General features: G+C 66.2%; 13 protein-coding genes. 5 read left to right on the forward strand and 8 right to left on the reverse strand.

Annotated elements, in window-relative coordinates; genetic code table 11:
• Positions 1-88: 88 nt before the first annotated feature.
• The 4 genes from F3H41_RS16175 to F3H41_RS16190 all read right to left on the reverse strand — a co-directional run bounded on the left by F3H41_RS16175 (position 89) and on the right by F3H41_RS16190 (position 4091).
• A complete protein-coding gene (locus F3H41_RS16175; RefSeq protein ID WP_244616237.1) occupies positions 89-733 on the reverse strand; it encodes a hypothetical protein in 645 nt (214 codons plus the stop codon).
• 123 nt (positions 734-856) lie between these two features.
• Positions 857-2065 (reverse strand): terminase family protein, encoded by a 1209-nt coding sequence (locus tag F3H41_RS16180; RefSeq protein ID WP_149739847.1) that lies wholly within the window; start codon positions 2063-2065, stop codon positions 857-859.
• Positions 2066-2876: 811 nt separating this feature from the next.
• Positions 2877-3440, reverse strand: a complete 564-nt coding sequence (locus F3H41_RS16185; RefSeq protein ID WP_149739721.1) for a hypothetical protein — start codon at positions 3438-3440, stop codon at positions 2877-2879.
• 189 nt (positions 3441-3629) lie between these two features.
• On the reverse strand, positions 3630-4091 hold the full coding sequence (locus tag F3H41_RS16190) for a YcgN family cysteine cluster protein (RefSeq protein ID WP_149739722.1): 462 nt from the start codon (positions 4089-4091) through the stop codon (positions 3630-3632).
• A gap of 106 nt (positions 4092-4197) precedes the next feature.
• Here F3H41_RS16190 and F3H41_RS16195 point away from each other — a divergent pair, with 106 nt between their 5' ends.
• From F3H41_RS16195 to F3H41_RS16205, 3 genes are all read left to right on the forward strand, one after another.
• A complete protein-coding gene (locus F3H41_RS16195) occupies positions 4198-6384 on the forward strand; it encodes a PBP1A family penicillin-binding protein (RefSeq protein ID WP_244616238.1) in 2187 nt (728 codons plus the stop codon).
• A gap of 214 nt (positions 6385-6598) precedes the next feature.
• Positions 6599-7186, forward strand: a complete 588-nt coding sequence (locus tag F3H41_RS16200) for a DUF1214 domain-containing protein (RefSeq protein WP_149739723.1) — start codon at positions 6599-6601, stop codon at positions 7184-7186.
• Complete coding sequence (locus F3H41_RS16205) at positions 7179-7733, forward strand: DUF1254 domain-containing protein (protein WP_149739724.1); 555 nt, start codon at positions 7179-7181, stop codon at positions 7731-7733. Before F3H41_RS16200 ends, F3H41_RS16205 begins: the two co-directional genes overlap by 8 nt.
• A 9-nt stretch (positions 7734-7742) precedes the next feature.
• On the opposite strand, the gene F3H41_RS16210 is transcribed toward F3H41_RS16205, so the two are convergent.
• The 3 genes from F3H41_RS16210 to F3H41_RS16220 form a co-directional block, all read right to left on the reverse strand.
• A complete protein-coding gene (locus F3H41_RS16210; RefSeq protein ID WP_149739725.1) occupies positions 7743-8324 on the reverse strand; it encodes a DedA family protein in 582 nt (193 codons plus the stop codon).
• Positions 8325-8611: 287 nt separating this feature from the next.
• The gene (locus F3H41_RS16215) at positions 8612-8791 is read right to left on the reverse strand and encodes a hypothetical protein (protein WP_149739726.1); all 180 of its coding nucleotides are present in this window, start codon (positions 8789-8791) and stop codon (positions 8612-8614) included.
• A 336-nt stretch (positions 8792-9127) separates the two neighbouring features.
• Positions 9128-9421, reverse strand: coding sequence for a hypothetical protein (locus F3H41_RS16220; protein WP_149739727.1), 294 nt, complete (start codon positions 9419-9421; stop codon positions 9128-9130).
• Between the two features lie 266 nt (positions 9422-9687).
• Here F3H41_RS16220 and F3H41_RS16225 point away from each other — a divergent pair, with 266 nt between their 5' ends.
• On the forward strand, positions 9688-10476 hold the full coding sequence (locus F3H41_RS16225; protein ID WP_149739728.1) for an SH3 domain-containing protein: 789 nt from the start codon (positions 9688-9690) through the stop codon (positions 10474-10476).
• A 277-nt stretch (positions 10477-10753) separates the two neighbouring features.
• Positions 10754-12037 carry a DUF2336 domain-containing protein gene (locus tag F3H41_RS16230; RefSeq protein WP_244616239.1) on the forward strand — a complete coding sequence of 428 codons (1284 nt, stop codon included), beginning with the start codon at positions 10754-10756 and terminating at the stop codon, positions 12035-12037.
• Positions 12038-12052: 15 nt separating this feature from the next.
• Here F3H41_RS16230 and F3H41_RS16235 read toward each other — a convergent pair whose 3' ends face one another.
• A complete protein-coding gene (locus F3H41_RS16235) occupies positions 12053-12436 on the reverse strand; it encodes a DUF1491 family protein (protein WP_149739730.1) in 384 nt (127 codons plus the stop codon).
• Positions 12437-12447 lie beyond the last annotated feature (11 nt).

The raw sequence follows: 12447 nt of genomic DNA on the forward strand, positions 1-12447 counted from the left end.
CCCTTGTGGGGGAGATGTCCGGCAGGACAGGGGGGGGTGCGCCATGCCACGCAAAGCCTCGCGATCGCGTCCGCGCACCCCGCGCCCGTCACACCGTGTAGCTCAGTGCCGCATAATAGGCCTTGGCATGGTTGGCCACGATGTCCGGCTTGTCCGTCGGGTTGATGATGGCACGGGCACCGGACCAGGCTTCGGTCTTGGCGTTGAAGTACCGGTCCAGCTTCTTCCCCGTGAACAGGCCCTCTGTCATGCCCTTGAAGAGCATGGTCATTGCCATTTTCAGGTCCAGCGCCACGTCCGGCGTGTCCTCGATCCCGAATGTGCGGTAGTTCGCGCGGCCGGTGATCTGCAGGAGGCCGCGACCGCGGAAGCGCCAGCCATCGCCGCTGGCGGCATTGCCATTGCCGATCATATTGGCATAGGCGTGGTTGGCGATTTGCTGGGGATGGCCAACGATCTGCTTGGCCAGTTCGGGCGAAATCCGCCCCTTGAAGGTCTTCAGCATGCCCTGGACCGAGTAGTTCAGGTTCTCCTCGACGGGAGCCAGCTTTCCGCCTGTTTCGAAATAGGCGGTCGCCAGCATATAGGCCAACCACCGGTCGTCCTTCCCGGTCATGTCTTCTTCCCAGACGTCGAGGATGGCCTCATGACCGGCCACGACAGACTGCTTCATCCCGCCCGGATAGAGCGCCTGCCTGACATGATCGAAGAAGAACTTGCGATTGATCGACATTCCCATCCCTCCGGTGCCCCGGCTGCCATCCTCATGATGCAGCGCTCATTGGTTGCGCCACCAATCAATCACAACCAAATACAAGGCGCACCTGATTTCTTGTAAAACGTGCATTTTTTACCGTCACAACCCAGACACTCGCGGCACGCCGCCGGTTTCCAGCAGCAGCGCCGTCACGGCCCAGACCAGAGCGTCCAGCCGGTCGGGCGAGCGGCCGGAGGAAAGGCCGTCGGCGCCGAAATCGGCCATCTGGTCTTCCAGCAGCGAGAACGTGCCGGCATGCACCACCCGGCCCTGTTCGTAGAGGGCCGCCACCGGCTCGGCGCGCAGCCATTTGCCGCGCGTCGCCCGCACCGTGGCGACGGGCAGCGTCGGGGCAACGCCCCGCAGCACCGCGCTCACCATGTCCCCGCCCTGGTTCACCTCGGCGATCACCCGGTCGGCATCGTATCGCCTGTAGGCCCTGACCACGGCATTGGCCCAGCCCGCCGGGCTTTCGCCGGAAACGGAGGCATCCGCCAGCACCACCGCCCGGCCGCGCCCGTCAAGGCCCGCCACCACGATGCCGCAGCAGGAGGCCGCGCCCGCCGCCGCCGGCGGGTCCACCGCCACGACGATCCGGGAGAGCGGCCCGGCCTCGGCCAGGCGAAGGCGCGGTATCGCCTCGCGCCGCCACAGCGCATCCTCGCGATCCTCGATCAGTTCGCCATCCAGTTCCTGCCGTCCCAGCCGCGTGCCGCCATAGCGCGCCGCCATGGCCTTGAGGAAGGCGGGCGACAGGTTCGCCTCGTTCTCCGCCGTCCGGCAATGGGTCTTCACCGTCTCCGTGTCGGCCGCCAGCGCCTTCAGAAGCGGCACCGCGCGCGGCGTCGTCGTCACCAGCACGCGCGGTGCGGCGCCGAGGCGCAGGCCAAATTGCAGCATGTCCCAGGTTTCCTGCGCATGTTTCCACTTGCCAAGTTCATCGCACCAGGCATGGTCGAATTGCGGGCCGCGCAGGCTCTCCGGATCCTCGGAGGAAAAGATCTGCGCCACCGTGCCGTTCGGCCAGACGATCCGCCGCCGGCTCGCCTCGAAGACGGGGCGCGGACGGCGCGCCACCGACAGGATCCCGGAAACGCCATCCACCATCACCTCGCGCGCATCGCCGAGCGTTTCGGCCACCAGCGCGATCCGGATGCCCGGCGTCTGCGCCAGGTCCAGCACCCATTGCGCCCCGGCCCGGGTCTTGCCCGAGCCGCGCCCGCCCATCATCAGCCAGCACCGCCAGTCGCCCTCCGGCGGCACCTGCGCCGCCCGCCGCGTCAGCTCCCACGCCGTCGCCAGCCGCATCGCCACCCGCGCCGGCAGGGCGTTGAGCAGATCCTCCAGCGTGTCGGCGGCCTCAATGGCGGCGAGCAGCCTATCAGCGGCGTCAGACGACGAGCCCTTACCCCGCCCGCCATCCTCCGCACCGGAGCCGCCATCCCCCTCATCCGACCCGATCGGGCCACCTTCTCCCCGAGGAGAGAAGGGACGATCAGCACCCGCCACGCCCCCAGCGCTCTTCTCCCCGCCGGGCAGAAGATGCCGGCAGGCAGATGAGGGGGCCGCGTCCGCCGGCCCCTCAGGCATCAATCCTTCACATCGCTTGTCATTCCCCTCATCCGGCCCTTGCGGGCCACCTTCTCCCCCAGGGGAGAAGAGAGAAGAAGCACCGCCTTCGCCCCCAGCGCTCTTCTCCCCGCCGGGGAGACGATGCCGGCAGGCAGATGAGGGGGCCGCGTCCGCCGGCCCCTCAGGTGTCAATCCTTCACATCGCTTGTCATTCCCCTCATCCGGCCCTTGCGGGCCACCTTCTCCCCCAGGGGAGAAGAGAGAAGAAGCACCGCCTTCGTCCCCATCGCTCTTCTCCCCGCCGGGGAGAAGATGCCGGCAGGCAGATGAGGGGGCCGCGCTCCCGATCGTCTGCCCCACATCAACAGGGGCATGCGCCCTGTCCGCACCATCAGCCTCCGGCAGCGCCCCGGTCCGGCTAGCCCCGATCCGCCGGGCCATCACCTCGAGCACCGCCAGCCGCCGGTCGAGCCTGTCGTTGATCGAAGCCACGCCGTCCTCGAAACCATCCATCACCCTGTCGAAGCGCGCGAGACGGGCTGCGACCTCATCCGCCGCCGTCATCAGGGGCAGGCACCAGCCACGCGTCACCCGCGCCGGCATCGCTCGCTTTCGCGAGCCCGCCTCCAGCGCCGTCGGCGATCCGCCGCTCCACAAGGGTGCGGATCTTTTCGAGCGCCGCCGCCTCGGCCGCCGCGTCGATGTCCTCTTCCGCAACGCGCCCATCGGCCATCGTCCTTTGCAGCGCGTCGATCTTTTCCAGCGTGCGCACGATCAGCGAGATCGCCTCGATCGCCGCCTTGGCGTCGGCCTGGGCCTTGCCGCCAGCCAGCCCCTCGCCCCCGTCCCGCGCCTCGGCCTCCGCCGCCCGGCGCCGCGCGCGAAAACTCTGCAGATGCGCCTGCAATTCCTCGACGGTGGCCGCCAGCATTTCATTCAGCCCGCCGGCCGCCATCAGCGCCGACTTGCGCTCGAGAGCGACAATCTCGTCGACCAGCGGCTCCAGCGCCGCCCGCTCGCCAGCAGAAAGGCCGTCATAAACACCGCCCTCGAAACGCAAAAAGGGCCGGCCGTCCGAAGACGCCAGCCCAAAACCCAAGCCGCCGCCCATCGCCGCGCCCCCGCTTCACATCCACCCCTGTCCGAAACTCAGATCGTCCCCGCAAGCGGCACCACCAAGCAGCGCCAAGGCTCACCCGCACCGGAGGCACCCGCCTCACCCACTTCTGCGACGATGACAGAACCCTACCAGACGACCGTCACGCCGTCAAGGATAAAATTCCTATATCGGAAATTTTTCTTAACTCCCCTCCCCCACCTCCAGCGGCCAGGTCACCACGTAATCCTCGAAGTCATCCACATCCACCTCATCCTCGGAGGTCGTGCGCCCCCGGATGGAGATGCCGGCGGCATGCACCGTTTCGCGGTCGCCGGAGACGAGGTGGTGCCACCAGTAGAGGTCCTCGCCGTCGCGCACGAGGCGGTAGGCGCAGGTCGGCGGCAGCCAGGTCAGGCTCTGCACCATGTCGGGCGTCAGGCGGATGCAGTCGGGCACCGTCGCCTGCCGGTTCTCGTAGTCCTTGCACCGACAGCTTTCCCCGTCCAGCAGCGTGCAGCCGATGGAGGTCCAGGCGATCTCGCCGGTGTCCCAGTCCTCCAGCTTGTTAAGGCAACACAGGCCGCAGCCGTCGCACAGGCTTTCCCATTCGCCGTCGCTCATCTCGGCGAGGCTCTTTGCCTTCCAGAAGGGTTCGGCGCTCATCGGCATACTCCTGACAAGTTCATGGGTTGTGCAGTAGATTGGAAAGGCTTGGCATGCAATGATCCGCGCGCCCGGTATGATGCCGGGGCAGATTGGGACAATCGTTTTGAGTAAGACCCCTGAGGACGATAACCGGCCGCGCCTGAGGCATTCCCTGCTGCGTCTCGATTCCTGGATCGATTCGACAGTCTGGAACCTCGGTTTTCGGGCCGCAGAGACGTGGGAAGAGATCACCATCTTCTTCCGTCGCTTTCGCGTGCGCGGTTTCAAGCGGGCGCTGGTCGAGCTGACCTGCGAGGGCCTGACGCTCGGGGCCGCCGGTTCGGTGCTGATGCTGGCGCTGGCGCTGCCGGCCTTCGAGGAGACCAAGGGCGACTGGCGCGCGCAGAGCGATTTCGCCGTCACCTTCCTTGACCGCTACGGCAACGAGATCGGCCATCGCGGCATCATTCACGAGGATTCCGTGCCCGTGGACGAGTTGCCGGATCATCTGGTCAAGGCGGTGCTCGCCACCGAGGACCGCCGCTTCTTCGATCATTACGGCATCGATTTCCTCGGCCTTGCCCGCGCCATGAGCGCCAATGCCCAGGCCGGCGGCGTCGTGCAGGGCGGCTCGACGCTCACCCAGCAGCTGGCCAAGAACCTTTTCCTCTCCAACGAGCGCACCATCGAGCGCAAGATCAAGGAGGCCTTCCTCGCCGTCTGGCTGGAATCCAACCTGACGAAGAAGGAAATCCTGCGGCTTTATCTCGACCGCGCCTATATGGGCGGCGGCACGTTTGGCGCGGCGGCGGCGGCGCAGTTCTATTTCGGCAAGGATATCAAGGATATCTCGCTGGCGGAGAGTGCCATGCTCGCCGGCCTCTTCAAGGCGCCGGCCCGTTACGCCCCGCATGTGAACCTGCCGGCGGCGCGCGAGCGGGCCAATGTCGTGCTGACCAATCTCGTGCAGGGCGGGCTGATGACGGAAGGCCAGGTGATGGCCGCCCGGCTTGCCCCCGCCACGGTCATTGATCGTGCCGTCACGGGCGCCAAGGCGCCGGACTTCTTCCTCGACTGGGCCTTCGACGAGGTCAGGCGCATCGCCAAGCCCTTTGCCCAGCATTCCCTCATCGTTCGCACCACCATCGATCTGAGCCTGCAGCAGGCGGCGGAAGAGGCGGTGGAGACCGGGCTTCGCGAATATGGCGAGAGCTACCGCGTCAAGCAGGGCGCGCTGGTCATGGTGGAAAATGGCGGGGCGGTGCGGGCCATGGTCGGCGGGCGCGACTATGGCGAAAGCCAGTTCAACCGCGCCACCAAGGCGCTGCGCCAGCCGGGCTCCTCCTTCAAGGTCTATACCTATGCTGCGGCCATGGAAAAGGGCTTTACCCCCGAATCCGTCGTCACGGATGCGCCGATCACCTGGCGCGGCTGGTCGCCGCAAAATTACGGCCGCTCCTATTCCGGCCGTGTCACGCTGCTGACGGCGCTCGCCAAATCCATCAATACGATCCCGGTGCGCCTCGCCAAGGATGAGCTCGGCACCGAGATCATTGCAGAAACGGCAAAGAGGATGGGGGTGGAAACGCCGATCCGCACCGACAAGACCATGCCGCTCGGCACCTCGGAGGTCACGGTTCTCGATCAGGCCACGGCTTACGCCGTCTTCCCGGCCGGCGGGATGGAATCGCGTCGCCACGGCATCAGCCAGATCATGAATTACGACGGCGACATCCTCTATGATTTCTCGCGCGACACGCCGCCGCCACAGCGCATTTTGAGCGAGCAGGCGGTCTCCTCCATGAACCGCATCCTCACCCAGATCCCCGTCATCGGCACGGCGCGCAAGGCCGCGCTCGCCAACGGCATCACCACGGCGGGCAAGACCGGCACCACGCAGGCCTATCGCGATGCCTGGTTCGTCGGCTATTCCGGCGACTACACGACCGCCGTCTGGTTCGGCAATGACGACTATACCTCGACCAACAACATGACCGGCGGCTCCCTGCCGGCCATGACGTTCAAGCGCCTGATGGATTATGCCGAACAGGGCATCGAGCATCGCGCCATTCCCGGCATCGACGCCGCCGTCCCGGTTGCCAGCGCCAAAGCCAAGCCAGCCGAGAACGAGAGCGCCGATGCGCTGCCGGCGCTGGTGCGCCCGCGCATGCTCAGCAGCGCGGTCTCCCGCATCATCCGCGATCTCGGCGCACGCATGGAAAAGGCCCCCGCCGTCGTCATTCCCGCCACCACCCTGCCCGGCCGCGTCGCCGGCCTTGAGGATACGCCGCTGATCGGAACGCAGCCATGAGCGTGGCGGGAGGACATCGGCGGTGCAGCCTAGGCCATGCCGCCGCGCAATCTCGCCCTTGGACGGCATGCGTCCGCCCCACGCGCTCTTCTCCCCGCCGGGGTGAAGATGCCGGCAGGCAGATGAGGGGGCTCGCGCGCCACCTGGCGCCGGCGTTCGCCACAGCCGCATCCGTCGTTCCCTCTCCCGCATCCCGATTGAGCCCGTAATCCCCGTGTTCCGCATTCCCCTCCTCGTCGCGCTCGCGCTCACCGTCGCCTTCGGGCTCGGCACCTTCTCGGCCATCGAGGCGCTGAAGGTGACACTCGGTTTCGGCGGCATCACGCTCGGGCCCTGGACCGCGTTTCCACAGGCCCAGACCGCGGACGCCGACCCTTACGCCAAAGCGCATCGGGCAAGGGCGGGCGCGCTGCTGCTCGGCGGGGCGGAAGGGCTTGTCTTCTATGCCCGCACGGACAGCAAGGGCATGCCGCTCGATGCCGGCTGTACCTACGAGATCAGCGGCCAGACGCCGGCCGCGCGCTTCTGGACGCTGCATGTCACCGGCCCGGACGACAGGCCTTTCAGCCTCGATGCGGGCCTGCCGACGGCCATCAATTCCTGGACGGTCCTCAGGCGCGCCGACACCGCCTTCACCGTCGCCCTGTCTCGAAAGGCCCAGCCCGACAATTGGGTGGCCCTGCCGGAACAAGGCCGGTTCGCGCTGGTGCTGACACTGCTCGATACGCCGACAGCCGGCTCCTCCGGGGTGATGGAGCTGGAAATGCCCGCCATCGTCACGACGGGGTGCGGCGATGCGTAGTTTTGTCTATGCGCTTGCGGTCGGCCTGCTCGGCGCGGCCATCCTGCACATCGTCATCATCCTGATGCTGCCGCGATTCAGCGAGCGCGATGCCTTCAGCCGCGTCTCGGCGCTGGATGACGTCCACAGCTTCGTCGCCCTGCCGGGGACGCCAGGCGGGCCGAACGGCCTTGCCAATGACAACCCCTATCTCAGGACCGCCGTCTGCACCTTTTCGATCGGGGCGCAGCCGGCCCTTTTCCAGGCGGTCGGCGCGGTGCCCTTCTGGTCGATCGTCCTCTATGACGAAGCCTCGAACGAGATCTTCAGCATGAACGACAAGACCTCGGTCGCCGGCAATCTCGATCTCGTCGTGGCGACGCCTGCGCAGATGCTGGCGCTGCGCCGCACCACCCGGCCGGAACTTGAAAAGTCGATCCTCGTGGAAATGTCCGGCAACGTCGGCTATGCCGTGCTGCGCACGCTGGCGCCCATGCCGAGCCTTGAGGATGCAGCCCGCAACTTCCTTGCCGAAGCCACCTGCGACGGCCTGCGCCCCGGCTCGTAATACCAAAGATCATTTGGCTTCCCTCTTCTCCGGCGACGCCGCCAGCCGGCGCCGGACAAGAACCGTGACGCCTGCGCCAAGCAGGATGGCGATGCCGATCGCAAGCAGCAGATGCGCGTGAAGGTGCAGGCGGCCGAGCATCTCTTCGATCAGTCCGCTGAAAAAGAAGCCGACCGCCGGAATTACAATCCCCCAAACGGAGGCAGCAAGGGCATTGAGGAGAAGAAAGGTGCGCGCCGGCACGCCCGACAGGCCAATGACGATGGGGCTGATGGTGCGCAGGCCGTAGAGAAACCGGAAGGAAAGGATGAAGGCGGTCGGATGCCGCTCCAGAAGATCCTTGACGCTCGCTGCCCGCTGGCCGGAAAGCCGTTTGCGGATACGGGGCCAGCGGCTCGTCCGGCGGCCAAGAAAAAAGAAGATCTGGTCCGCGCAAAAAGAGCCCGTCGCAGCGGCCGCGGCAACGCTCCAGAACGGCATCAGCTGCCGATGGGCGAAAACCCCGCCGAGAAACGCCACCGTTTCCCCTTCGATCGCGCTGCCTACGAAGACCGCGAGAAGACCGTAGTGGGCAATCAGACTTTCCAGCATGTCACGACCCTTTTCTGCGTCATCGAAAAGCGCGCCGCACGGTCGCGTCCTGATCTCTTCTGCCGCACACCGGATTGCCCTGAACCCGCAGAAGAGCCCGTAACCGTTTCAATTGTCGTGGATATTGTCAAAGCGCAGCGCGTCGCTGCCTGGCCTTCGCCCGTCGGGCTCGGGGCGATCGGCGCGCGAAACGTATCGCGGCCATCCGCACGCCTGCCTGCGCGGCGCAATCGTGCCGTCCTGGCGCAAGGCCAGTTGCGGCGCCAGTTGCGGCGTACCGCCCTATGTCACTTTGCCGCCCGCTTGCCGCCGCTTGGACGGTTTTTCGCCGGCCCGCCGTCCGCGCGCCCGTCGAGGCGCTCGTAGCGGACACCGGTGAAGAGCAGGATCTGCGCGCCTGCGCCGATGGCCTGTTCGACCCGTGCGACCTTTCGCGGTCGCTGCGTTAACCTGATCACGTCTGCCATGCTCGTCTCCACAAGTTTTACGTGAGACGGATGATCCACCGTAACGATCTCACCCTGCCCTCCCCGGGCTGGCGCAGCCTGCCGTGGCAGTCATTTGCGCCGCTCTCAACTTACTCCTTCCACACGTCTACAGTGCCGATTTCAGCCATAGGCCGGTTAATGAAACCTTAACGACGCACCGCGATCAACAGTCAATCCATGAGGATAGTGAAACTGCAACACCGCGGGCTCTTCCTGCACTGTCAGACACGACAATGCGCCGGGAAGCCTTCCCGGCGCTGTCTCCTTGGGAACGCGCGAAAGCCCGCTCCCGCCCTCGGGCCTATGCCCGCGTGATCAGCGACGCGCCATCAGTCCGAGCACGAAGGAAATGCCCGCGACGGCGGCAAGGGCGCCCAGAGGCTCTGAGCGCACCCGCTCGCGCAGGTCGTCCGTGACGCGCTCGGCCTCGCCCTTGACCACGGCACCGGTGGCCTGGCCGATATTGCCGACCGTCGAGGCGAGGTTGGAAAGCTCTGCCTTCAACTCCGCGATCTGCGCTTCGAGGTCGGCGGTGCGCCGATCCATGTTCTTGTCGTCCATTGCTGCGGCCACGTCGTTGGCGACAGCGGAAATCTTGGCTTCGGCCATGGGAATAACTCCTCGTCTTTGCCGGCTGTAAAACACACAATCGACGAACGCCCGGGGCAGCGGAAAGTTCCGGCTCATCCTTGAAGGAAAAATGCGCGCGCACCTTGATAAATGCACGGGTGACGCCACCTCAAAAAAGTAAAAATTTGCGTGTGCTTTAAAAAACGGGCGAATAGGTGCAGGCACGCGCGCGTCTTCAAAAGGTGCCGCATTCGTTTGCCCGGCCTGTCGTGTCGGCAGGTTCATCGCCAAGGGAGAGATCATCCATGCAGAGTTTTCTTCGCGGGGCAGCGCTTGCTGTCTCCTTCCTTCTACCGGCCGTCGCGCAGGCCGCCGAGGGCTTTGCCACGGCCAACGTCAATCTGCGCTCCGGCCCGAGCACCAGCTACCCGGCCGTTGCGGTCATTCCGGCCGGCCAGACCATCGAGATCTATGGCTGCCTGAACTCGACAGCCTGGTGCGACGTTGAGGTCGGCCGCTGGCGCGGCTGGGTCGCGGCCCGCTACATTCGCACCACCTACCGCAACAACCGCGTGATCCTCGAGCCGCGCTACTATCGCCCGCTCGGCATTCCCACCGTCACGTTCGAAATCGGCACCTATTGGGACCGATACTACCGCAACCGCGACTTCTACCGTCAGCGTGACCGCTTTGACGATGGCTACCGTCCGCCACGCCGGGACTGGGAGCGGCCCCGCCGTGACTGGAACCAGGATGACCAGAGCTGGGACCGCCGCCGGGACTGGAACGACAACGACCAGAACTGGGATCGTCGTCGCCGCGACTGGAACGATAATGACCAGAACTGGGACCGCAACCGTCCGCCGCGTCGGGAAACCAACGACCTCGACAATCGCCGCCCCGAGGAACGGCCGCGCCCGCGTCCTGACAATCAGGACTATGGCAACGCACCCGATGTCGATCAGGACCGGCAGCGCGCCGAGGAGCTGGAACGCATTCGCCGCGTCCAGCAGAGGCAGCAGGACCGCATGCTGGACACGCCCGGTGCGGGGCTGGACTGCCCTCCGGACGACCCGGGCTGCCAGGGTCGATAATCGCCTTCGGCCGCCCGGCCGAAGCGGCCGAAACGACATCCGTGCCGCAGTCCCGAGAAGGGGCTGCGGCCTTTCTTTTGCGTTTCGGCCGCCCTTCTCGTCGTCAGGTCCGCATTTTGCCGCAGTCCTTTCGCAAACCACAAGCTCCATAGTTAACAGTGCGCTAACGGTTTTGCGCTAGTTTCACGACTGTATCGGGACAGGACAGGGTCCCGGGCTCCCGAACTGCCTGTATCTGTATCGAGTAGGTGTGTCTGTGTCGGATCGCTTTCGTGCGTTGGAAAGTCCCCGGTCGGGGAGAACGAAGGATGTCGTTCTCCTGGCGACGGTTACCAGTTTCGAGGCGCTTCGCCATCCGCGCCGGTCCGATCTGCACCAGTTCGCCGAACTCTTCGAACCGCTCTTCCTTGCCTCCAGCGACGAGGCCCGCCGGCAGGCGGCTGCAGCCCTGTCGCAGGCGCAGAACCTTCCCGAATCGGTTGCCCTTCTCATCGGCAGCATGCCGATCGCCATCGCTGCCGCCTTCCTGACCCGCTCGCCGGCCATTTCCGACGCCGTGCTGGTGGAGATCGTCAACCGCCAGGGCTCGCAGCATGCGGCGGCCATTGCGCGGCGCGACAATCTCTCGCCGCTGGTCGTCGATGCGCTCGTCGATCGCCACCAGTCGGCCGGCGGCCAGCGCTGGGAGGCCGAGCTTTTCACGGGCGAGACGTCCGGTCTTGCCGACGCGCCCGACGCGCTGACGGAGGACGCGCGCCTTCCCCGTTTCACGCCTAGCGGACCCGATACTGTCGACAGCATCTCGCCGCTCGTCTTTGCCGAATCCCTCGGACCGGATCTGCAGGGGGCAGCACCGGAGGAGGGTCCGGCTGAATTTGAAGCAGATGGCAGCGCAGACGACATGGTCCGAGATATCGCCGACGATCTCGTGGATATCCGCGCCGCCGCTCCCATGACCGAGCATGCGGAGGACATCGAAAACGAGCGTGCCCGCGTTCAGCGCGAGGAAGCGTTGCGGCAGGAAATCAAGGCGCTGGCCCGCGTTGCCCGCAAGGCCAGGCGGCGTGACGCGCCACTCGCGCCGGCCTCGCCGACCCATGCCGCCCTCCTCGTTCGCTTTTCCCGAACCGGCGAAATCTTCCTGTTCCGCCGCACGCTGGCTGCAAGCCTCGGCGCCAGCGAGGCGCTGGCCGAGCGCATCCTGCTCGATGTGTCCGGCCGCCAGCTGGCGCTTTCGCTCTGCGCCCTCGGCGTTGCGCCACACGATGCAAGGCTCGTGCTGTGGGCCACATATCCGCACCTGTCCCAGCGTGTGGGCATCACCAGCAAGGCCGACCACCTCATCGCAGCCGCCGACAATGCGGACAACCGCGAACGGGTCGCGGCCTGGGTGCGCGCCGACACCAATCTCGACGATGATGTGGAGCCGCCGCGGCACGAGCCGGTGCAGGCCTCCGAACGTCCCGCCGATCCGCGCCGCCAGCCGGCCGCTGCACGCGCGACGAGACCGGACGCGGCCCACACCTTCGGCAAGCGCAGTGGCGGCGCGCAACGCGGCTGAGCCGAGCGCCGCCCCCTATCGGCGGAAGAGACTGTCGGCAGGGTTCTCCGGCGGCGTGACACCGATGATCGAAAAGAGGCCGGCCACGTCGTCGCATTCCAGTTCCACCACCCAGGCATCGGGGTCGAACCGCAATTCGCGGGTGAGCGCGGCGTCGACGGCTTCCGGCGCCACCGCGCTCAATCGTTCCTCGAAGGAGCGTCCAGCCCCCTCCCCATCCTCCTCGACCAGACTTTGCGGAGCCGGGCCGTAGAGCGTCTCCGTCCCCTGCCGGTGGCGGCAGCGGATATGAATCGCCCCGGCCGCATCCATCCCCTTGTGCAGCACGGCGGCATAGTCGCCCCGTTGGAAGACACGGCGAAGCAGGGCTGAGACGAAAAATTCGGATGTGACGCGCATGGCGCCGTTCT

The organism is Rhizobium sp. RU20A (genome assembly GCF_900155885.1).
Classification (GTDB): Bacteria; Pseudomonadota; Alphaproteobacteria; order Rhizobiales; family Rhizobiaceae; genus RU20A.

Excerpts from the sequence above, each read along its gene's own strand:
- F3H41_RS16190 (WP_149739722.1), bottom strand. The coding sequence starts at position 4,091 with ATGAGCGCCGAACCCTTCTGGAAGGCAAAGAGCCTCGCCGAGATGAGC.
- F3H41_RS16205 (WP_149739724.1), top strand. The coding sequence starts at position 7,179 with ATGCGTAGTTTTGTCTATGCGCTTGCGGTCGGCCTGCTCGGCGCGGCC.
- F3H41_RS16215 (WP_149739726.1), bottom strand. The coding sequence starts at position 8,791 with ATGGCAGACGTGATCAGGTTAACGCAGCGACCGCGAAAGGTCGCACGG.
- F3H41_RS16175 (WP_244616237.1), bottom strand. The coding sequence starts at position 733 with ATGTCGATCAATCGCAAGTTCTTCTTCGATCATGTCAGGCAGGCGCTC.
- F3H41_RS16220 (WP_149739727.1), bottom strand. The coding sequence starts at position 9,421 with ATGGCCGAAGCCAAGATTTCCGCTGTCGCCAACGACGTGGCCGCAGCA.
- F3H41_RS16235 (WP_149739730.1), bottom strand. The coding sequence starts at position 12,436 with ATGCGCGTCACATCCGAATTTTTCGTCTCAGCCCTGCTTCGCCGTGTC.
- F3H41_RS16180 (WP_149739847.1), bottom strand. The coding sequence starts at position 2,065 with ATGCGGCTGGCGACGGCGTGGGAGCTGACGCGGCGGGCGGCGCAGGTG.
- F3H41_RS16185 (WP_149739721.1), bottom strand. The coding sequence starts at position 3,440 with ATGGGCGGCGGCTTGGGTTTTGGGCTGGCGTCTTCGGACGGCCGGCCC.
- F3H41_RS16225 (WP_149739728.1), top strand. The coding sequence starts at position 9,688 with ATGCAGAGTTTTCTTCGCGGGGCAGCGCTTGCTGTCTCCTTCCTTCTA.
- F3H41_RS16210 (WP_149739725.1), bottom strand. The coding sequence starts at position 8,324 with ATGCTGGAAAGTCTGATTGCCCACTACGGTCTTCTCGCGGTCTTCGTA.